At 70.7% G+C, this 18,329-nt stretch carries 20 protein-coding genes and 5 pseudogenes; 11 read left to right on the forward strand and 14 right to left on the reverse strand.

Features of this window, described 5'->3' with window-relative positions; genetic code table 11:
* Positions 1-84 precede the first annotated feature (84 nt).
* From AB0I68_RS37275 to AB0I68_RS37290, 4 genes and pseudogenes are all read right to left on the reverse strand, one after another.
* A complete protein-coding gene (locus tag AB0I68_RS37275) occupies positions 85-2,139 on the reverse strand; it encodes a transglycosylase domain-containing protein (protein ID WP_363181869.1) in 2,055 nt (684 codons plus the stop codon).
* A 113-nt stretch (positions 2,140-2,252) separates the two neighbouring features.
* Positions 2,253-2,392, reverse strand: a pseudogene (locus AB0I68_RS37280) (IS5/IS1182 family transposase); the annotation flags it as partial.
* A 201-nt stretch (positions 2,393-2,593) separates the two neighbouring features.
* Positions 2,594-2,725, reverse strand: a pseudogene (locus tag AB0I68_RS37285) (IS110 family transposase); the annotation flags it as partial.
* A gap of 27 nt (positions 2,726-2,752) precedes the next feature.
* Complete coding sequence (locus tag AB0I68_RS37290; protein ID WP_363181870.1) at positions 2,753-3,067, reverse strand: type I-E CRISPR-associated protein Cse1/CasA; 315 nt, start codon at positions 3,065-3,067, stop codon at positions 2,753-2,755.
* A 197-nt stretch (positions 3,068-3,264) separates the two neighbouring features.
* Here AB0I68_RS37290 and AB0I68_RS37295 point away from each other — a divergent pair, with 197 nt between their 5' ends.
* The 3 genes and pseudogenes from AB0I68_RS37295 to AB0I68_RS37305 form a co-directional block, all read left to right on the forward strand.
* On the forward strand, positions 3,265-4,911 hold the full coding sequence (locus tag AB0I68_RS37295) for a PKD domain-containing protein (RefSeq protein WP_363181872.1): 1,647 nt from the start codon (positions 3,265-3,267) through the stop codon (positions 4,909-4,911).
* 210 nt (positions 4,912-5,121) lie between these two features.
* The gene (locus AB0I68_RS37300; protein WP_363181873.1) at positions 5,122-5,808 is read left to right on the forward strand and encodes a hypothetical protein; all 687 of its coding nucleotides are present in this window, start codon (positions 5,122-5,124) and stop codon (positions 5,806-5,808) included.
* Positions 5,809-5,820: 12 nt separating this feature from the next.
* Positions 5,821-6,288: pseudogene (locus tag AB0I68_RS37305) on the forward strand (CopD family protein); the annotation flags it as partial.
* Between the two features lie 202 nt (positions 6,289-6,490).
* Here the strand turns inward: AB0I68_RS37305 and AB0I68_RS37310 are convergent.
* The 3 genes and pseudogenes from AB0I68_RS37310 to AB0I68_RS37320 all read right to left on the reverse strand — a co-directional run.
* Entirely contained in the window at positions 6,491-6,640 is a 150-nt protein-coding gene (locus AB0I68_RS37310) for a hypothetical protein (protein WP_363181875.1), read from the reverse strand.
* Entirely contained in the window at positions 6,604-6,897 is a 294-nt protein-coding gene (locus tag AB0I68_RS37315) for a LysR substrate-binding domain-containing protein (RefSeq protein ID WP_363181890.1), read from the reverse strand. The genes AB0I68_RS37310 and AB0I68_RS37315 overlap by 37 nt, the downstream gene beginning before the upstream one ends.
* A gap of 45 nt (positions 6,898-6,942) precedes the next feature.
* Positions 6,943-7,278 (reverse strand): annotated as a pseudogene (locus tag AB0I68_RS37320) (AraC family transcriptional regulator); the annotation flags it as partial.
* A gap of 224 nt (positions 7,279-7,502) precedes the next feature.
* On the opposite strand from AB0I68_RS37320, the gene AB0I68_RS37325 reads away from it, so the two are divergent.
* The 3 genes and pseudogenes from AB0I68_RS37325 (at position 7,503) to AB0I68_RS37335 (ending at position 10,100) form a co-directional block, all read left to right on the forward strand.
* Positions 7,503-7,928, forward strand: a complete 426-nt coding sequence (locus tag AB0I68_RS37325; RefSeq protein WP_363181876.1) for a hypothetical protein — start codon at positions 7,503-7,505, stop codon at positions 7,926-7,928.
* A 231-nt stretch (positions 7,929-8,159) separates the two neighbouring features.
* Complete coding sequence (locus AB0I68_RS37330) at positions 8,160-9,668, forward strand: APC family permease (RefSeq protein ID WP_363181877.1); 1,509 nt, start codon at positions 8,160-8,162, stop codon at positions 9,666-9,668.
* Positions 9,669-9,700: 32 nt separating this feature from the next.
* Positions 9,701-10,100 (forward strand): annotated as a pseudogene (locus AB0I68_RS37335) (universal stress protein).
* A gap of 68 nt (positions 10,101-10,168) precedes the next feature.
* Here AB0I68_RS37335 and AB0I68_RS37340 read toward each other — a convergent pair.
* Positions 10,169-10,462, reverse strand: coding sequence for a YciI family protein (locus AB0I68_RS37340; RefSeq protein ID WP_363181878.1), 294 nt, complete (start codon positions 10,460-10,462; stop codon positions 10,169-10,171).
* Between the two features lie 147 nt (positions 10,463-10,609).
* Here AB0I68_RS37340 and AB0I68_RS37345 point away from each other — a divergent pair, with 147 nt between their 5' ends.
* Positions 10,610-11,149 carry an NUDIX domain-containing protein gene (locus AB0I68_RS37345; RefSeq protein ID WP_363181879.1) on the forward strand — a complete coding sequence of 180 codons (540 nt, stop codon included), beginning with the start codon at positions 10,610-10,612 and terminating at the stop codon, positions 11,147-11,149.
* 22 nt (positions 11,150-11,171) lie between these two features.
* On the opposite strand, the gene AB0I68_RS37350 is transcribed toward AB0I68_RS37345, so the two are convergent.
* On the reverse strand, positions 11,172-11,552 hold the full coding sequence (locus tag AB0I68_RS37350) for a VOC family protein (protein WP_363181880.1): 381 nt from the start codon (positions 11,550-11,552) through the stop codon (positions 11,172-11,174).
* Positions 11,553-11,696: 144 nt separating this feature from the next.
* Entirely contained in the window at positions 11,697-12,587 is an 891-nt protein-coding gene (locus AB0I68_RS37355; protein ID WP_363181881.1) for a hypothetical protein, read from the reverse strand.
* 227 nt (positions 12,588-12,814) lie between these two features.
* Between AB0I68_RS37355 and AB0I68_RS37360 the strand changes: the two genes are divergently transcribed.
* Positions 12,815-13,420 (forward strand): putative glycolipid-binding domain-containing protein, encoded by a 606-nt coding sequence (locus tag AB0I68_RS37360; protein ID WP_363181882.1) that lies wholly within the window; start codon positions 12,815-12,817, stop codon positions 13,418-13,420.
* Positions 13,421-13,476: 56 nt separating this feature from the next.
* Here AB0I68_RS37360 and AB0I68_RS37365 read toward each other — a convergent pair whose 3' ends face one another.
* Positions 13,477-13,920: a Rieske (2Fe-2S) protein gene (locus AB0I68_RS37365; protein WP_363181883.1), complete on the reverse strand. Its 444-nt coding sequence runs from the start codon at positions 13,918-13,920 to the stop codon at positions 13,477-13,479.
* A 150-nt stretch (positions 13,921-14,070) separates the two neighbouring features.
* Here AB0I68_RS37365 and AB0I68_RS37370 point away from each other — a divergent pair, with 150 nt between their 5' ends.
* Positions 14,071-14,616, forward strand: coding sequence for a DoxX family protein (locus tag AB0I68_RS37370; RefSeq protein ID WP_363181884.1), 546 nt, complete (start codon positions 14,071-14,073; stop codon positions 14,614-14,616).
* Between the two features lie 45 nt (positions 14,617-14,661).
* On the opposite strand, the gene AB0I68_RS37375 is transcribed toward AB0I68_RS37370, so the two are convergent.
* Positions 14,662-15,210 carry a hypothetical protein gene (locus AB0I68_RS37375; protein WP_363181885.1) on the reverse strand — a complete coding sequence of 183 codons (549 nt, stop codon included), beginning with the start codon at positions 15,208-15,210 and terminating at the stop codon, positions 14,662-14,664.
* Positions 15,211-16,011: 801 nt separating this feature from the next.
* Between AB0I68_RS37375 and AB0I68_RS37380 the strand changes: the two genes are divergently transcribed.
* On the forward strand, positions 16,012-16,827 hold the full coding sequence (locus AB0I68_RS37380) for an alpha/beta hydrolase (protein WP_363181886.1): 816 nt from the start codon (positions 16,012-16,014) through the stop codon (positions 16,825-16,827).
* Positions 16,828-16,920: 93 nt separating this feature from the next.
* Here the strand turns inward: AB0I68_RS37380 and AB0I68_RS37385 are convergent, their stop codons facing one another.
* Positions 16,921-17,487, reverse strand: a complete 567-nt coding sequence (locus AB0I68_RS37385; protein ID WP_363181887.1) for a DM13 domain-containing protein — start codon at positions 17,485-17,487, stop codon at positions 16,921-16,923.
* Positions 17,488-17,597: 110 nt separating this feature from the next.
* Positions 17,598-17,774, reverse strand: a complete 177-nt coding sequence (locus AB0I68_RS37390) for a hypothetical protein (protein WP_363181888.1) — start codon at positions 17,772-17,774, stop codon at positions 17,598-17,600.
* 32 nt (positions 17,775-17,806) lie between these two features.
* Between AB0I68_RS37390 and AB0I68_RS37395 the strand changes: the two genes are divergently transcribed.
* Positions 17,807-18,329: hypothetical protein (locus AB0I68_RS37395; protein ID WP_363181889.1), on the forward strand; the 523-nt coding region annotated here is incomplete at its 3' end.

The following is an 18,329-nucleotide window of genomic DNA, read 5'->3' on the forward strand; positions in this document are numbered from 1 at the left end:
CGCGCGGCCCGCGCCGGGCGGGCCCCGCTTATCTCCCGCCCCCCCCCCCCCCCACGCCGGAGAGCGTCCCGCGCTACGAGACCGTCACGGGCGGTCCTGGGGACCATCCGCCGGGTAAGGCGGCGCAGGCAGCGCCGCCTCGTTGTAAGCCTTCCAGATCAGCGGCGGGAAGGCGCTGCCCCGCTCGGAATCTGTGCCGCCGACACCCTGCATGGGCAGCAGTTGCGGGACGTCGGGCTTCGTACGGAACATCGCGACCGAAGTGCTCAGGTCCGACGTCGCGCCGATGAACCAGGCTGAGTTCATACGGTCGTTCGGACCGGTCTTGCCTGCCCAGGACGGGGAGGTCCGCTGGCCCTTCGGCAGTCCGACGGCGCTCCCGCTCACCTGGCGGAGCGCCGCGCCGACGATCGAGGCCGCCTCGGAGCTCATTGCCCGCCGCGGTTTGGGTTGGCCCAAACCGTCCACCGCGACGCCGTTCCGTTCGACCTTGGACACCGAGTAGGGTTCGGTGGCCCGGCCCTGGTTGACGAAGGTCGTATAGGCGCTGGCCAGCCGGACGGCGCTCGGGGTGGAGGTACCGATGGAGAAGGTCGGCTCCAGCTTGGCCATGCTCTCCTCGCGCAGTCCCGACGCGACCGCGAGCTCTTTGACCTTCTGCAGCCCGATTTTCTTGCCGATCTCCACGAACGGCGTGTGGTCGGAGTCCACCAGGGCCGAGTGGAGGTTCATGGATGCCATGGGCCCCGATATCGGCGTGGGTTTCAGGGGGTCCGGGTCAGTGCCCTCGGCGGAGCGTTCCCTGCCTTCGAGCTCCTTCTCCAGAGCGGCGGCGTACACGAAGGGTTTGAACGCCGAGGCCGCAGGGACGCCTGAGGTGTCCGCGTTGTTGGTGAAGTGTTCGATCGCATCGGAGCCGCCGTAGACCGCGACGATCGCTCCGTCCTTGGGGCGTACCGAGGCGGCGCCGACCTGCACGTATTCGTCGTCCGCGCGCTTCTTCGGGTCCAGTCGGTCCGCACGTACCTGCTCGACGGCCTTGGTCAGCGCGAGCACCTTGTCCTTCTCGAAGGTGGTGTGGACGCTGTAGCCGCCACTGGCCAGATCCTTGCCCGTGATCCCGCTGCGGCTCTTGAGGTACTTGTTGGCGATGTCGACGAGGTAGCCGATCTGCCCGGCCTGGCTGGTCGGCTTGACGGGAGGCTTCGGCTCGGGGAATTTCGTGTACTTCGCGCGTTCCTCGGCGCTCATCGAACCCGTGCCGACCTGACGGTCCAGAATCCAGCTCCAGCGCTCCTCGGCGCGTTGGCGGTTGTCGGCGCTGAGGGACGGGTCAAAGCTCTCCGCGCCCTTGAGGACAGCGGCCAGCAGAGCGCCCTGACTGGGGTTCAGCTCCTTGGCGGGGATGCCGTAGTACGCGTACGAGGCTGCCTGGACGCCGTACGCGTCGCGGCCGAACCAGGAGGTGTTGAGATACCCCTCAAGAATCTCCGTCTTGGGCCGCTGGTTGCTGACCTTCAGGGAGAGGAAGAGTTCCTTGATCTTTCGCTGGACGGTTTGGTCCTGGCTCAGATAGGTGTTCTTCACGTACTGCTGGGTGATCGTCGAGCCGCCTTGGGTCTCCTCGCCCTTGACGATGTTGACAGCGGCGCGGCCGATGCCCGTCACAGAGACGCCCGAGTCTCTGTAGAAATCCGCGTTCTCCGCCGCGATGACGGCGCGCTGGACGGAATCGGGCACCTGGGAGAGCTTCACGTCCTGCCGGTTCACATCGCCGACGCTCACCATCCGGCTGCCGTCCGCCCAGTAGTAGACGGTGGCCTGCCGGCGCGCGGAGTCGTGCGGGTTCGGGATCTCGACCTGTACGTAGACGGCGGCTACGAGGCCGGCGAGGGCGCCGGCGAAGAGCAGGAACAAGCCGGAGGTCAGTTTCCAGGAGGGCGTCCAGCGCCGCCAGCCCCGCCGACCGCGCCTGGGGAAGTCGATGCGGGGGCGACGGGCCTTGCGGGCGGCTCTCCTATGGCTCTTCGCTCGGCCCGCAGGGCGCCGTGTGCGCTTCGGGCCTTCCGCCTGTTCCGGGCTTCCGATGCCGTCCGGACTACCGGTGCGATCCGCGCGGCGTTTGCGGGGCAGCCTCATGGGGATGCGAACCTCCTCGATCGCGTGCCGTCACCTTGGGGGCGATGACGGACTCGGCAAGGAAGATGATCAAATCGCGTTCGAGGTTGGGCCGTTCATGAAATCAAGTCATCTCATTGGGCGAGTCTGCGGTAGCAGATGAGGGTGCAGGCGATGTTGGTGAAGGCGAGGAAGTGTTCGGCCTTGCGTTCGTGGCGGCAGTGCAAGCAGCGGCAGCTACGAGCCAGGACATGGTCTGTTCCCTGCTCCAGCGGGCGCTGTGGGTCAACGATTTCTGCGCAGGGGGTTCAGTGTGACGATCGAATTCGGCCTGGATTCAGTGGCGTCGGTGCAGGGAGGAACTGGTGGGGAACTCCGGCCGCCTGGCATTCTGCCCTGGCCTTCCCTTTGGGACTTCTGGAGAACACACGCGTGAAGCGCACCCTGGCCACCGCCCCGCAACGATAGCTACGAGGGCCGTGGGCGGTGTGAGCTCGTAGCGCCGTCCGTCGCGGAGAAGGGCCCCGAGGACGTTGACGCGGCGGCGGGCGAGCGCGAGGGCAGCTTGGGTGTGGCGCTCGCCCTCGGCGCGTTTGCGGTCGCAGAAGCCGATCAGGGCGCCGTAGGGGGCGGTTCAGAAGGGGCTGAGGAACCCGCAGCCCACACCGAGGGAGGTGATCGTCATCCACCGCATCGTGATGCGCGGCTTGGCCCGGTCAGTTCGGGCAGGCCGGGCAGGCCGCTTTGGCGGCGTCCGGTCACCCGCGGCGACCATGACCCGGGTCACCCGCAGGCCTTCATCGGTCGTTTCCGGAGAGCGACGGATCCGGCGGGATTGCCGGGTCCATAGGTCCAGGAGCCCCTCGGGGGCTCGCGTCTGCCACTGGGGGTGCTGGCCGGACGCGGACCGGCGGGATCTCGTCTTTTCCGCTGCGGCAGGTCGGTCCACCCAGCTGTACCGCCTCGCCCCGATTGTCCGCCGGGCCGCCCCGACGAGCCCCGTGGATTCGCGGCGATCAAAGGGTGCAGGACACCTGATCAACGCCCTGCGGCTGTGTACGCTGAGCAAGCTTTCGAACCTGTTCAAGCGTTGACCGAAATGGGGGGCCGGTGCGCAATCGCCGACTCGTAATGTCCGCTGCCGTCGTGGCAGCCAGCGTGGGTCTCATACCGGGGGTGGCCCAGGCGGGGCCGGCCGCGCCGGGCAGCGGGGGCACGCACGGGGTATCCGTGCCCGACGCGGACCTGAACAAGGCCGCGGCATCGAACTTCACCACCTTCAAGAGCCCTGCCGAGCACACGGTCCAGACCTCGTCCGCCGCCAAGGCCGACGGCAAGGCCGCTGCCACCCCGCAGGCGTCGGGCAGCGCCGCCGCGGAGCCGACGGTCGGCCTGACCGCCAAGGGCACCAGCGCGCGGGGGATCAGCCTGGACGTAGCCGTCACGAGCGACCCGGGCACCGCGCTCTCGGTCAACGTCGACTGGGGGGACGGCACCAGCGTGACCTTCGGTGCCAATGGGCCGACCAACTCGACCGAGACGCACTCCTATGCGGAGATCGGCTCGTACACCATCAAGGTGACGCTGTCCGACGGTTCGGGCGAGCGGGCCGTCAACCAGCTGGGCATCGCCACGCCCGGCTCCGACTTCACCCCGTACGCGCCCACCCGCCTCCTGGACACCCGGGACGGCACGGGCGCGGTGAAGGGCAAGGTGGCCCCGTACGGCACCACCCGCGTCAAGATCTCCGGCAACGACGCGATCCCCGCGGGGGTCACGGCGGTGGTCCTCAACGTCACCGCGACCAACACCACCAGCGGCGGCCACGTCACGGTCTTCCCCGAGGGCAGCGACCGTCCGGCCACGTCGAACGTCAACTTCTCGGCAGGACAGACCGTTCCGAACCTGGTGATCGTGCCGGTCAACAAGAACGGCTACGTCGACCTGTACAACGGCGGCTGGGAGTCGGTCGACCTGATCGCCGACATCACCGGCTACTTCACCCGCACCTCCTCCAGCGGCTACACCCCGCTGACCCCCTCGCGCTTCGTCGACACCCGCGAGGGCCTCGGCGCCGACAAGGGCCAGGTCGCCGGCCAGAGCTCCATCGGCGTCCAGATCACCGGCAAGAGCGGCATCCCGTCCGGCGCCACGGCCGTCGCGCTGAACGTGACCGTCACCAACCCGCACGAGGACGGCCACCTGACGGTCTTCCCGAGCGGCGGGTCGGTCCCGACCACGTCCAACCTGAACTTCCGCGGCGGCCAGACCGTCGCCAACTCGGTCATCGTGCCGGTGGGACCCGACGGCTCGATCAACATCCGCAACGGCGCCTGGAAGGGCGCCGACGTCATCGTCGACGTGGTCGGCTACTACAGCAAGGACAGCCAGGGCGCGTACCTGCCGTTCCTGCCGGAGCGGCTGCTCGACACCCGCGACCCCGCGGACTGGCCGTACGGCCCGCTGGGGGGCCAGGGCTACATCTACATGCCGCTGTCCACCAAGCGGCCGGCCAACACGGCCTACGTGCTGAACACCACCGTCACCAACACCCGGGGCGACGGATACCTCACGGTATCCCCGGACCCGAACACACTGACCGACTACGACAACAACTGGGCCGTCTGGCCGACGCCGCCCAACTCCTCCAACCTGAACTGGAAGAACGGCGACACCGTCCCGAACCTGGTCCAGGCGGGCATGGGCAACAACGGCATCGTCGACTACTGGAACCGCGGCTGGGACGACATCGACGTCGTCGTCGACATCTTCGGCGTGTACCAGACGAACTGATCCACCGACAGGCGTGCACGACAGCGCCCCGGGATGGCGGCCCTTCCGGCCGCCTCCCGGGGCGCTGCCGTGCTCTCTCCTCCCCCGCCGCACCTCGGCTCACCGGCCAACCCAGTCCCGCCACGGGCGGTCCAGGCTCACCGGCGCGCGACGTGGCCTTTGCCCGTGCTTTACACTCATGCCATCTTTATTTAGGTTAGCCTCACCTTCATGAGTCATGCGGATCTTGCTGCAGCTGCGGCCTACACCACGCCTCCCCTTTGGCGGATTCTTACCAAAACCGGCTATTTCGTCGGCCTCAGCGGCGCCATCGGCTCCACCGTCACGTACGCGGTATCGGTTCGTCCCGGCCTGCGCGCGCCGGAGAGCGAGGCTGACGACGTCGCAGCCCTGCAGCGGCGGACGTCGGTGTACCTGGCGTGGTCCGGGTTGGTCCTGCTGGTGGCGGGCTACTTCCAGCTCGCCGGACGCGTGGCCCGGGCCGGCAAGGGCATGGCGTTCGGGGATGCGCTCGCGCCGGGGCGGATATCCGACTTCCTGAACGCGCCTGCGGCCAAAGGCGCCTGGGTGGCCCAGGGCACGATCCACATCGCCCAGAACATCGTGCTCGTGCTCGCAGCCGTCACGCTGATCTCGCTGTTCACCGCGGCGGGCCGCCGCAACCTCAACGCTGTCGCACTCACCGCACTGCCGCTGTCCCTGGCGATCACACTCGTCGGGGCGATTCCGGCAACCGCTCCCAAGAACACGGAAAAGTGGCTCGACCTCGCCTTCGGCCAGGCCCACATCATCAGCGGCACGGTGTGGATCGGCGGCCTGGCGCTGCTCCTCGCGCTCACCGGCACCCGCCGCCACCTGAGTGCCAACGCCGGCCTGCTGTGGGCGGACATCTGGTGACGATTCGGTCTCGTTGCCCTGGTCAGCGTCGCAGCGGTGCTGATATCCGGTCTGTGGATGTCCTGGAAGCACGTGGGCAGCGTGGTACAGCTCTGGACGACGACCTACGGCCTCTTCCTCCTCGTCAAGATCCTGCTGGTACTCGCGATGGTCGCGGCCGGCGCCCTCAACCAGCTCTGGCTGATGCCGCGCATCGCACAAGCCCGTCAGGCCGACGAGACCGCCTCCCTCCTGCACCTGACGCTGCGCCACTTCCCGAAGGTCGTCTGGGCCGAGGTCGTTCTCGGGGCCGCCGTCCTGGGCATCGTGCCCTTCCTCGCCGGCTCCGCCCGCTCCGAGGCCGGCGGCCAGGCACCCGTGGCGACCGGCAGCATCTTCGGCGCCGGTGCCCTGCTCGTCCTCACTCTCGCGGCGTCGCTGTACATCACGGCCAAGGCCTCCGACGCCCTCGCGCGGCGCCAGATCGCGGCCGGTTCCTGATCCGGCGCCAAGCCGGTCCCGACCGGACCAGGGTGGACTGGCGCATCGTCACCGTTCGGCCCGGACCCCGTCATGGGGCCCGGGCCGTCCCCTGGTGTCGCCTTCCCGCACCGGCCCAGGAGGTCTGGCGCTGCGGCGGGGGCTCGAGCACCATCGTCCGTGCCGATTCGTGGGATCACCATCCGGATACCTCTGGACGGCCTTAGGGGGTGTCCGCCACGACCTCCCGCGCCAGCGCCACCAGATCCGGGATCGCCGGATGGCTTGGCGGCCCGCTGCGCCAGGCCAGGACGAGGGGGACCGGCGGGACGTCCGTCAGCGGGCGGTAGGCGATCGCCGGGTGCGTGTGCATACGGGTGTCGCCGACGTCGAGATGCCCACCGCGCGGCCCACGGCGATCGCCGTCAGCCACTCGTCCGTGTTGCCGACCTCGATCATCGCCGTGGGGCGCGCATCCGCCGGCCACAGGTCCAGCGTGGTCGTCCCGGCGACCGTGTTCAGGGCGACCGGCCACGCCGCGAGGTCCGCCGGCGTGAGCACGTCCTTCTCCGCGAGGTCGCTGCCGGCCGGCACCACGGCCACCCGCTCCTCGGTGAGAAGCTGCACCATGACCAGCCCCGGCTCCGTCACCGGCCCGCGCAGCAGGGCCACGTCCGTTGCGGCGAGCACGAAGGCGCCCACACAGATCGACGCGATCCCGGTGCCGCGGGCGGCGGCTTCGCGCAGTGCGTCGAGGACCTCCGGCGGGACGGGCACGTCGAGGTCGGCGACGCCGGGGAGCACGATGGTGTCGGCCTCCGCCAGTGCCTCCAGCGGCCAGGGGGCCCTGAGTACGAACGCGCCGGCGTCCACCTCGCCGGCGGGAGCGCAGACGCGGACGCGATAGGCCGGGCGGCCGTCGGGCAGCCGGGTACGCCCGAACACTTCGATGGGGGTGGACAGGTCGAAGGGGATGACTCCGTCCAGCGCGAGAACGGCCACGCTATGCATGGCTGGACCCCAGGCCTTCGCCGGATTCCGGCCAAGCCAGCCCCTCACCAGCCGAGCAATGCGGTCAAGGGGCGACCAAGCAGGATGGAACGTCCCCCTTTCCCTCGTGGCGGGAATCTGTTGGGTCCTGGCAATTCCGCCACTTTTGATCACTGCCGACGGCGCATGGCTTCGGGTCCGGAACCCCGACCGGGGTGCCGGAACCGCGGAAAGGAACGCTCCTGATGCTGTGCCAGATCGTGCTCTTCGACGGCCTCGACCCGCTGGACGTGATCGCCCCGTACGAGGTGCTGTCCGCCGGATCGATGGCCGCGCGGGGGCAGCCGAGCGTCGAGCTCGTCTCTGCGGAGGGGCCGCGGGAGATGCCCTCCGGGGCGGGGCTGGACCTGCTGGACGCCACCGGGGTGCTCGCGGTCGACGCCCGCGTCGTCGACGACGGCGATCTGGTGAGCAGCGCGGGTGTCACCTCCGGGCTCGACCTCGCCCCGTACCTGCCGGAGCCCGAAGTCGAGCCGCGCATCACCCCTGCCGTGGAGCAGCTGTTCGCCCACGAGCGCCGGGCAGGGTGTGGCCTGCCGCCGAACCGGTACCCGCCGCATTCTGACGCGCCTCCGGTTCGTTCCGCCCGCTCCACGGCTGCGCTTGCCTGATCGCCGTCATCACGACAGCGATCGCCACCGGCACCGGTCCCGCCACCGAAGGCGACCGCGGGACCGGTGCCGGCCGTACCGCGACGCTCCTCGCCGTGATCCCCGGCATCGGAGGCATGCTCGCCGTGCGCCACCTGGCCGCGCCCCCGAGAAGGCTCCGCAGTGCTCCCGAGGCTCCTCGGACAGAGCACGCGCCTCGCGCAGCACCGCCGGGTGCATGACGATGCGTATATGGCCCAGGACAGTGCTGGTGGCGCAACGGGTGCAGAGGTGCCGGACGCGGAGCTCAAAGCCAACGCGATCGGGTTCCTCGACGCACTCGTCATCGGCCTGAACTCCACCTCGCCCGCCTACTCGCTGGCCGCCGTGATCGGGCCGATCGTGGCCCTGGTCGGGATCTACGCGCCGGGTGTGATGCTGGCGTCGTTCGTTCCGATGCTGCTGATCGCCGCCGCCTTCTACTACCTGAACAAGGTCGATCAGGACTGCGGGACGACGTTCTCCTGGGTGACGCGCGCCATGGGCCCCTGGGCGGGCTGGCTCGGCGGCTGGGCGATCACGATGACCGGCGTCCTGGTCATCGGCTCGCTGGCCGACGTCGCCGTCAACTTCGGCCTGCTCGCCGCCGGCCTCGACGGCTGGGCGGCCAACCCCTGGATCCGGCAGACCCTTGCCGTCGTGGTGATCCTCGCCATGACCGCCATCTGTGTCATCGGCACCGAGTTGTCGGCCCACCTCCAGGACATCCTGATCCTCGCCCAGGTCTTCTTCCTCCTGGCCTTCGCGGTGGTCGCCATCTACCGGATCTACGCCGGGACCAGCACCCTCGACTCCATCGAACCGTCCATCACCTGGCTCAACCCCTTCGGCGCCGGCGGCGCCGCCCTCACCGGCGGCCTGCTGCTCGGCGTGTTCATCTACTGGGGCTGGGAGTCCGCGGTGAACCTCACCGAGGAGGTCGAGGACTCCGCCACCGCGCCCGGCAAGGCCGGCATCTGGTCCACCGTGGTCCTGCTGGTGACCTACCTGTCCGTGGGCTTCGCCATCGTCGGCTACGCCGGAACAGCCTTCCTGGCCGAGAACGCGGGCAAGGAGGAGGCCATCTTCGCCGTCCTCGCCCACGAGGTGATGGGCGGCTGGGCCTGGGTGGTGCTCCTGGCCGTCTGCACGTCCGCGCTCGCCTCCACCCAGACCACGATCATCCCGGCCTCCCGCACCTCCCTGTCCATGGCCCGCCGGCACGCGCTGCCGCCGCCGCTCGCGCACATCAACCCGCGGTTCCGGACCCCGGACGTCAGCACGTGGTGGGTCGCCGGCATCGCCATCGCCTGGTACCTCATCGTCAATCAGATCAGCGAGAACGCCCTCCTCGACTCGCTGACGGCGCTGTCCCTGCTCATCGCCTTCTACTACGCGCTGACCGGTGTGGCCTGTGCCGTCTACTACCGCCGCCACCTGCTGGAGAACCCGCACAACTTCCTGCTCATCGGCCTCGGGCCGCTGGTCGGGGCCGGGCTGCTGACCTGGCTGCTGGTGGAGTCGGTCAACGACATGTCGAATCCGGAGAACTCGGCCAGCGGGGTCTCCTGGTTCGGTCTCGGCCCACCGCTGGTGATGGGGATCGGAATCGCCGTGGCCGGCGTGCTCATCATGTGTTTCTGGCGGGTGAAGGACGGCAGGTTCTGGCGGGAGCGGCGGGGCGTGGTCGATCCGGCCCTCGTCCACCGCAGGAAGCCGTAGCCCGGCGGTCCGGCGGTCCGGAAGGAGTCCTGATGTCCGTGGTCCTGGGGTACGACGAGCCACCCGGCGCGGAACGGGCCCTGCACGTGGCGCTCGAGGTCGCCACCGCCTTCGGCGAACCGCTCGTACTCGTCTACGGCGCCGCCGCGCCCGGAGCCGCCGGGGAGGAGTCCCGGGCGCAGCGCCCTCGCCCGGGCCGTGGAGGCGGCTGACGAGGCCGGTGTCCCGTCGGCGGTCGAGGTCGTCGACGAGAAGCCGGCCCAGGCCCTGCTCGACGCCGCGGAACGCCACCGGGCACGGGTGATCACCGTCGGCAGCTGGGGGGACAGCCCGATCCGCGGCGCCCTGCTGGGCTCCACCCCGCACAAACTGCTGCACCTGTCGCCGGTTCCGGTGCCGTGCGTGCCGACGGAGGGCGACGCCGAGGAGTAGGCGGGGGCCGGCGGCTGCGCCGGGCTGGAAGGTGCGGAGAAGCAGACGGACGGCACGTGAAACCCGGCTCACTCCTGGGACTTGAGGCCCTCCAGGCCGGCGGCGACCAGAAGCGGAGTGCATTCCACGACGGTGTGCCGGGCGACGCCGTGGACGACATACGGATCCGTGGCCAGGAGACGGTCGAGTTCGTCCGCGGGCATCCGAGGGACGAGGTAGACACCGCCGACGAGAGGCACCTGGCGCCCGGCCATCAGGAGCAGCCGTCGTGACATCAGGTGGTTCAGCCAGTCGCCGTGGGCTGGTCTCCACGGATCCACGTGCTCAAGCGGTGCCGTGTAGGTGACGGTGACAACGAACATGCCAGGGACCGTAGTCGAACACGGAGGACCACTGCGACCCATTTCCCGCGCGGCGGCAGGTCACAGGGTGAGGCAGCCGGCCGACTCCACGCAGCCCTCGGGTCCGCTGCTCAAGGTGACCGCCGCCGGACGGTGATACTGGACGGCATGACCCGCACTCCCGCCACGCCCGTGCCGTTCTCCGCCATCAAGGTGCGCACCGGCGCCCTGGTCTTCTGTGGCGACGAGGTCGCGCTCATCCGCCGCGACCGTCCGGCCTCCACCCACTACACCCCGCCCGGCGGAAACGTCGAGCCCGGCGAGGACTTCACCGCGGCCCTCGCCCGTGAACTCGCCGAGGAACTCGGCCTCGACATCGGCCAGGCCGAAGGCGGCGAACTCGTATGGGTCGTCGACCAACGGGTCGCCCGCCCCGGCCCCACCCCGCCACCGCGGAAGATCCACCTGATCTACCGCCTCCACATCACCCGCGACGTCCGCGCAGCCCTCGCCACCGAGGAGTACGACGAACTCCCCGACGGCAGCCACGAGATCGGGGTGATCGAGTGGGTCGACTACCGCAAGACCGCCCAGCTGCCGATCTTCCCGCCGATCGGGCCCGCGCTCGCCGCCCTGCCCGACCCCCGCGCGGCCGTCGGGAACGCCGCGCTGGACGCCGTCACCGACGAGACCTACACCTGGGTCTGATCCTGCGGGCTCGACGGGACGGCTACGCCCCGTTCTGCTGGAGCACCGAGAGGATGTTGCCGGCCGGGTCCTGGAACCATGCGATCGCGGGGCCGGGCGTCTCCCGGGCGATTCCCTTCGCGTCCTGGTCGAAGCCCTCGTACCGCTCGAACACCACGCCGCGCGCGGCCAGTTCGTCGACGGCCTTGTCGATGTCGTCCACGGGGAAGTTCAGGACGGTGAAAGTCGCGGGCGCGTGATTCTCCTTCGGGTACAGAATCACGTTCGTGTCCCCTGCAAGGTGCAGGACCAGCAGATCGTTGTCCTCGGACACCCGCAGTCCGAGCGTCTGGCCGTAGAAGCCCTTGGCTTCTTCGATGCTGTCCACTGAGAAGCCGCTGAATGCCTTGCTGTCTCCCAGCATGGTGGCTGTCCTCCGTTCGCCTCAGCTCGTCCGACATCGGCCCCCTGCGTCCAGTGTCTCCCCGATCGCCCCCTGTCGCCCGGCGGCCGGGCAACAGATGGTGACCTGGGAACTTCGGATGTGGTCGCCTCGGCACCACGCCTGTTACTCCTCCACCCCCGGCAGCTCCGCCAGCCGGTCGGCGGCCGCATCAGCCCTCCGGTGCGCCGCCTTCGCCGCGCGGGCGGCGTCCCGGACGCGGTCGGTGGCCCCGGCCGCCGCACGACGCGCTTCGCTCTGCCCGGTCCGGGCCTCGCGCAACTGCCGCTCGAGCTCGGCGACACGCGAGCCGGCTTCGGCCAGCATCCGGTCGTGGTCCCGTTGTTCCTGCTCGGCCCGGCGCAGCTCCGCCTCCCGTGCTGTCGCCTCGAGGCGGGTCTCCTCGGCCGTGCGGCGGGCCTGTTCGAGCCGGGCCCGGCGCTGCCCTGCCTCGCGGGACGGCTTCGGCTTCGTCGGTCTGCCGGCGTCCGTGACGGCGGGGCGCGGGCGCGCGGGGGCCGAGGTGGGGAGGCCGGTGAAACCGACGGGTGGGGTCAGTGCGGTGCTCAGGCATCCGCTCGACCACCGCTCGGCGGCGTCCGGATCGGCGAGGACGGCGTGGAGGGTCTGCTCCACCTCGCGCGCGACGCCCTCGCTGACCGCCTGGCCCTCCTCCTCGGCCAGTTGCCTGGCCGCACGGGCCAATGCGGCCACCACCACATGCCGCTGGTGGGACAGGTCCTTCAGCTGCGTACCGTCCAAAGACCGGTGTGCCTGGCGCAGCGCTTCTCCGAGTTCGAGGAGCGCGGCGACCTCCTTCGGGCGCCGGCGCACCAGGAGGTTCGAGACGAACGCCGCCCGCGTGGGGCGCCGGAGCCCTGCGATGGCCCTCGCCGCCGCCGCCCGTCCGGCCTTCCTCGCCTCGGCCGCCCGCTCGTCCCGGACCTCGGTGAACCGGGCCGGGACCAGCCCGTACAGCTCGTCGGCAACCGCATCCACATCAGCATCAACGTCCACGACATCCACCATGACGTACGCCACCCCACGGAAGCGGTCAGCGCACCACGCGAAGGCGGCGAGCCGGCGAATCGAGCCGCACCGCCGATCGACGTACGCCGCGGTCCGGCGCCGCTGCCACTGCCGGCGCCGCTGCCACTGCCACTGCCACTGCCACTGCCACTGCCGCGAACACGCTCGACGGGTTGGCCGGCGGTATCCGCCTCGTCGTGCGGGAAGATCATTCCATGGAAGATTTCGTACGCTTCACCCGTACCTGGCATGTCTCGGCCAGCAGGGGTTACGACACCGCATGGGGGGAATTCGAGGGAGACCGGCTACGCGCGCAGGGCCGGGCACTCGCGCTGGAGGGCGGCCCCTACTGGGTCGGCTACCAGCTCGAAACCGGGCCGCGTTTCGTCACCCGCTCGCTTCACGTGAGCGTGGAGGGACCGGGCCACGCGCGGCGTGAACTCGTTCTGTGCCGCGCCGACGACGGGCGGTGGACGGTCGACGGGCAGCCGCGTGCCGAGTTCGACGGTGCTCTCGACTGCGACCTCGGGCTCTGCCCGCTGACCAACACCATGCCCGTGCGCCGCCACGGGCTCCACCTCGGCCGCGAACAGGACCCCGCGCAGCAGTTCCTGATGGCCTGGGTGGCCGTACCGGAGCTGACCGTGACCCCGTCCACGCAGACGTACACCCCGCTCGGCGGTCACCGTGTGCGGTATTCCTCCGGCGGCTTCCGCAGTGACGTGGAGTTCGACACGACCGGACTCGTCCTCGACTATCCCGGGCTGGCCACCACCCACCTGGGCGACGCCGGCGTTGACGGCGGTGACGGCGGCGCCTGACGCCGGGCAGTGCGGGCGTCCGCCGCCGGGCTCCGCGAGTCCGGCGGCGGACCGGTTCAGGCGAGGGAGATCTTGTCACCCTCCACGGATATCTTCGCCGCCGCCAGCGGACGCGTGGCAGGGCCTCCGGCGACCGTGCCGTCCGCGATCTTGAAGAGGCTCTGGTGGCAGGGGCAGACGATGTTTCCGTCCTTCACCGTCGCGACCGAGCAGCCCTGATGCGTACACGTCGCCGAGAAGGCCTTGAACTGCCCCGCCATCGGCTGGGTGACCACCACCTTCTGGTCCTTGAACACCTTGCCGCCGCCGACCGGGATCTCCGACGTCTGCGCGAGCGCCTGCCCGCCGCCGCCACCGCCACCGCCCGCCGGGGGCACGGCCGGTGTGCTGCCGGCTGCTGCGTCCGACCCGCCGTCGTTGCCGCAGCCGCTCAGGACAGTGCCTGCCAGCGTGGCGGCGCCCGCCGCGAGAACCGTGCGCCGACGCGTGGTGTCACCCATGGCCGTATCTCCTTCTCGTACCGGAAGAGGACCGGAGCATGCCTTGTCACTCCAGCCTCAGCAGGAACACGCAGCGAGGCAGTGAATGGTTCAACGCTGCCCCCACCGAATTCGGCCGAACCGCGGCCCGGGTTCCTGCGTGTGCAGGATGTGACTACGACATCCTCCGACCTGCGCGCCCGAGCGGCCGAGTACGCACTCCTGCCGCTGCGCCTCTTCCTCGGCATCACCTTCGTCTACGCCGGTCTGGACAAGCTGACCGACGCGGCGTTCCTGTCCGCCACCGGTGACGGCTCGATAGGACAGCAGATGGAGGCCGTACGGGACTCGGCCGCCCTCCCCGGGCTGATCGAACTCTCCTCGCAGAGCCCGGTGGGCTTCGGCGTCGCGATGGCCCTCGGCGAGCTGGCCGTCGGGCTGGGCGCCCTGACGGGGCTGCTGACCCGGGTCGCGGCCCTCGGCGGCGCCCTGATTTCGCTGAGCCTCTGGCTGACCATCAGCTGGCCGACCACCCCGTACTACTACGGCAACGACCTGGTGTACCTGATGGCCTGGATCCCGCTGATCCTCGCGGGCGCCCCTGCTCTGTCCCTCGACGCGCTGCTGCACCGCCGCCGGCGGCGCGGGTCGGCGTCGGCGTCGGCGTCGGCACACGCGAGGTCCGGGCCGAACCGGCCCACCGCCGTCCCGTCCTGAGCCGCCGTCACCTGCGACACGGGCCGCCGCCCGGCCTCGCCGGGATCACTCCGGGACCGGTCCGGACGACCGTTCCCTGGGCGCGCGCGGCGCGGCGTCGAGCAGGGCCCAGACCCGGCGTCCGTCGGGCGCGACGTCGCTGCCGCAGCTGACGACGGTGCGCAGGGCTGCGAGTTCGCCGAGGACGGCGTCCGCGTCGGGGACGGCACCGGCGACGTGACTGAGGGCGACGGCGAGGATGCGGTGGTCCTGGTCGGCGAGGTGGACGCTGATCCGTTTGCCGCCGTCGGCGACCGCTGCCTCGACGAGGCGCCGTACGGCGGTCTCGAGGTCCCGCTCGTCGAGGTGTGCGTACCCCCACGCCCGGACCGCCGCCGCCGCCTGGACTCCGGCTTTCTTCGCGGCCCATTGGTCCGCGCGGAACGTCAGACCGGCGGTCCGCCGGTTGCGGATCTCCATCCGCGGGCAGGCACGGTCCACGGTCTGTCGACCCGGCTGCGTGACGGGCCGGGCTCGCGACGCCTCCACGGGCGTACGCGGCGGGGAGGACGGCGGCACGTTCGACCCGCCCGCATCAGCCGGTGTCGTAGTCATGGGAACACGCTACGCGCACGGACGGATTCTCCGAAAGGCCCGCAGGCCTTGAGGGGTTGGTGAACGGCGGTGGTGCGGCCGCACCCGCGCCTCAGCGCCGCCGCCAGATGCCGTCCGGCCCCCGTTGCAGGGCGTGTGCAGCATCTCGCGACGGCCGCCGGACGGCATGCCGGCATGCTCGAGGCACAGCCCGGTGCCCCGGTTCCCGCGCTGTCTACCGGGCCGTCTGGTCGGCGGCCGCTCCGGCCGAACCGGACGGCGCCCTCGCCGCGCTGCCGGGCGACACCCGCGCACGTACCCTGAACGCCGCGGCGAGCCCGGCCGGTACGGCCGAACTGGCCCGCCGTACCCGGACCTCGTCCGCCACCGCGGGCCACCACGCCACGTCCTGCGCGCCGCGGGTCCGCTCCGACGGAGCGGGACGGGAGCGGTGTCTTCGGACGAGGTGCGGCGGCTCCGCGGGACACGCCGCAGCGCGGGTCGGGCGTACGGGGCGGCAGCCTCGCGGAGGGCGCAGTGGCTGCACTCCTGCGCACCGTGGAGGGACGAGTCGGAGTCGATCCAGTACGCGCCGTTGAGCTCTGCGAAAGAAACGTCCGGGGACACGGCTGGACGCGTGGAAGCTTCCATGACCGCCAAACGGGCCACCTTCGGCGGAGGCAACGGCGATCGGTGCATCCGAGACCCGATCGTCACTTCTGCGTCGGCGCCGGGCCGCCGACCGGCGAGTCGGCGGCAGGAGGGCCACCGGCCCTGCTAGGACACCCTGTGACGGGAACTCACGCTCCGAGGAGTCGGGACATGGCACAGGTGCGCGCCGACGGTGTGAAGCTCTACTACGAGAGGACCGGTACGGGCGATCCCCTCGTGCTCGTGCACGGTTCCTGGACCGACCACAGGAGCTGGCGGCCCGCCATCGAGGCCGATCTGAAGGCCAGCTTCGAGGTGGTGGCGTACGACCGCCGCGGGCACGGCGGAAGCGACTCGGTGCCGGGCCAGAACACCCGGACGCAGGACGAGGACGATCTGGCGGCGCTGATCGAGGCGCTGGGGGGATCCCCGGTCCACGTGGCCGGCAACTCGTTCGGGGCGTCGATCGCGCTCGGACTGGCCGCGCGCCGGCCCGAGCTGTTCCGCAGCATCAGCGCCCACGAGCCTCCGCTCGTCGGGGTCATCGCGGACGACCCTGCCCTGCTGGCGCAGTTGCAGCCGACGATGACCTCCATCGACGCCGCGCTCGACCACCTGAGGAAGGGAGAGGACGGGCCGGGCGCCCGGCTGTTCGTGGAGGAGGTCGCGCTCGGGCCGGGCATGTGGGACAAGCTGCCCGAGGAGATGCAGGAGACGTTCGTGGCCCATGCCCAGACCTGGCTGGACGAGCAGTCGGACCCCGACTGGGCCTCGCTGGACCTCGACGGGATCGCCGCCTGCACCGTGCCGGTGATGCTCAGCCGGGGAACGGAGAGCCCGGCATGGTTCTCCGCCGTGCTGGACCGGCTGGCCGAGACCATTCCGCAGGTGCGGCGCAGCACCTTCGAAGGCGCGGGGCACATGCCCCACATGACGCATCCTCAGGAGTACGTCGCCGCCCTCACCCGTTTCATCCGGGAAGCCTGACACCCGCCCCCGGCCCCCGGCCCCGCGGCGTGGCCGGCTCATCGCGCCGGGGTCACTGCGGCCTTCGCCGCGGCCGGCGTCGGGGGCGGGCTGTCAGACGGCCTGGAGTGCCGCGGCGCCGAAGGACACGTTGAATCGGTCGCACCAGATGGTGACGCTCGAGTAGTCGGCGAGGTTCACGCCGGCCGGGATCTCGTAGTTCTGGTCGCCCTTGTTGCCCTTGAGCTTGCCCAGGCTGACGTACTTGCCGTCGTCGAAGACGAACCAGCCGTCCTTGCCCTCCTTCACCGGCGCGTCGGTCAACCACACGCGCAGGTCGGGGCCGCTGCTGGTGTCGAGGTTCTCCAGCCGGAGCGTGCGGGAGCCGTCGGGCAGCCGGATGAGCTTCACCGTGCCGGTGGTGCTGTGCTCGTGGCTGATCAGGGCGCCCTGGGCAACGGTCTGCGGTCCCGGCGCCGTGGCGGCTGCCGACGGTGAGGAGCCGGGCCCCGGGGCCGTGGAGACGGCCGGCAGTGCCTCGTTGACCGTGGAGTTCTGCCAGAGCTTCCACGGCTGGAACCAGTACAGCCCGGCGCCCAGCACCAGCGTCGCCGCGATCAGCACCCCGGCCGCCAGTCGGCCGCGTCGACGCGTCCCCGTCCCCGTCCTCGTCCTCGTCATGCCGGCCCCTCTTCGTCGATGCGTTCCCTTGCATTCAACGCGGGCGGGGGATCCGGGCGCCAGGATCCCCCGATGACGAAAGTCTTACGTCCCGGGCGGTCAGGCTTCCATCAGGCCACGGTGATCACCGTGTGGAGCGCGGTCACGAAGTACAGCAGCCTGACCGCCTCGATCGGATCGGTGTACTCGCGCAGCGGTACCCGGTCGGCGGTGGAGGGCAGCGGGGCGCCGAGGTCGGGGTCGACGCTGAGGCGCGTGACAGACTGCTCCCTTGATCGCGGGGGCATCGGGCCCCCGTGCACGGTGAATTGGGCGAGTAGTGCGCAAGGCGAAGTGGGCGGCCGTGGCCGCCGGTGTGGTGCTGTTGGTCGCGGGTTGCAGCAGCGAGGGTGGTACGGACAAGTCCAAGGGCGGCGAGACGCCCGCGGCCGGTTCCCCGGCCCCGGCGGCCGGCGCGGGCGCGGGTTCGGGTGGCGCCGGCGCCCTGGATGCCACGGCGGTGAAGAAGGAGATCGAAGCCGCGGCCACGACGGCCGGTTTCGCCGAGAAGTCCGGGGACGACGTACCGGCGAACCTGAAGTCCTGCATGGTCTCCTGGACCGCGGACAGCAAGAAGGTCTCCGACTCCAGGAAGTCCTACGACGCCACGGTCGCGACCCTGGCCAAGGGCGGCTGGAAGGAGACCCGGGCCGTCGATCAGCCTGCCGCGGTCATCAAGTCGCTGGACAAGAGCGGCTGGATCATGAAGGCGAGCATGCCCCGGATCCGGCCCGGCCAGAGCAGCGCGACCGCCGCGACGCCGAAGGCCGGCCCGAACTGCGTCAGTTGGATGACCTCGGTGG

The organism is Streptomyces sp. NPDC050448, assembly GCF_040655295.1.
GTDB lineage: Bacteria > Actinomycetota > Actinomycetes > Streptomycetales > Streptomycetaceae > Streptomyces.

Excerpts from the sequence above, each read along its gene's own strand:
- AB0I68_RS37345 (WP_363181879.1), top strand. The coding sequence starts at position 10,610 with ATGACCCGCACTCCCGCCACGCCCGTGCCGTTCTCCGCCATCAAGGTG.
- AB0I68_RS37375 (WP_363181885.1), bottom strand. The coding sequence starts at position 15,210 with ATGACTACGACACCGGCTGATGCGGGCGGGTCGAACGTGCCGCCGTCC.
- AB0I68_RS37380 (WP_363181886.1), top strand. The coding sequence starts at position 16,012 with ATGGCACAGGTGCGCGCCGACGGTGTGAAGCTCTACTACGAGAGGACC.
- AB0I68_RS37275 (WP_363181869.1), bottom strand. The coding sequence starts at position 2,139 with ATGAGGCTGCCCCGCAAACGCCGCGCGGATCGCACCGGTAGTCCGGAC.
- AB0I68_RS37350 (WP_363181880.1), bottom strand. The coding sequence starts at position 11,552 with ATGCTGGGAGACAGCAAGGCATTCAGCGGCTTCTCAGTGGACAGCATC.
- AB0I68_RS37390 (WP_363181888.1), bottom strand. The coding sequence starts at position 17,774 with ATGCCCCCGCGATCAAGGGAGCAGTCTGTCACGCGCCTCAGCGTCGAC.
- AB0I68_RS37315 (WP_363181890.1), bottom strand. The coding sequence starts at position 6,897 with ATGGTGCAGCTTCTCACCGAGGAGCGGGTGGCCGTGGTGCCGGCCGGC.
- AB0I68_RS37340 (WP_363181878.1), bottom strand. The coding sequence starts at position 10,462 with ATGTTCGTTGTCACCGTCACCTACACGGCACCGCTTGAGCACGTGGAT.
- AB0I68_RS37330 (WP_363181877.1), top strand. The coding sequence starts at position 8,160 with ATGGCCCAGGACAGTGCTGGTGGCGCAACGGGTGCAGAGGTGCCGGAC.
- AB0I68_RS37325 (WP_363181876.1), top strand. The coding sequence starts at position 7,503 with ATGCTGTGCCAGATCGTGCTCTTCGACGGCCTCGACCCGCTGGACGTG.
- AB0I68_RS37300 (WP_363181873.1), top strand. The coding sequence starts at position 5,122 with ATGAGTCATGCGGATCTTGCTGCAGCTGCGGCCTACACCACGCCTCCC.
- AB0I68_RS37385 (WP_363181887.1), bottom strand. The coding sequence starts at position 17,487 with ATGACGAGGACGAGGACGGGGACGGGGACGCGTCGACGCGGCCGACTG.
- AB0I68_RS37360 (WP_363181882.1), top strand. The coding sequence starts at position 12,815 with ATGGAAGATTTCGTACGCTTCACCCGTACCTGGCATGTCTCGGCCAGC.
- AB0I68_RS37310 (WP_363181875.1), bottom strand. The coding sequence starts at position 6,640 with ATGCACACGCACCCGGCGATCGCCTACCGCCCGCTGACGGACGTCCCG.
- AB0I68_RS37365 (WP_363181883.1), bottom strand. The coding sequence starts at position 13,920 with ATGGGTGACACCACGCGTCGGCGCACGGTTCTCGCGGCGGGCGCCGCC.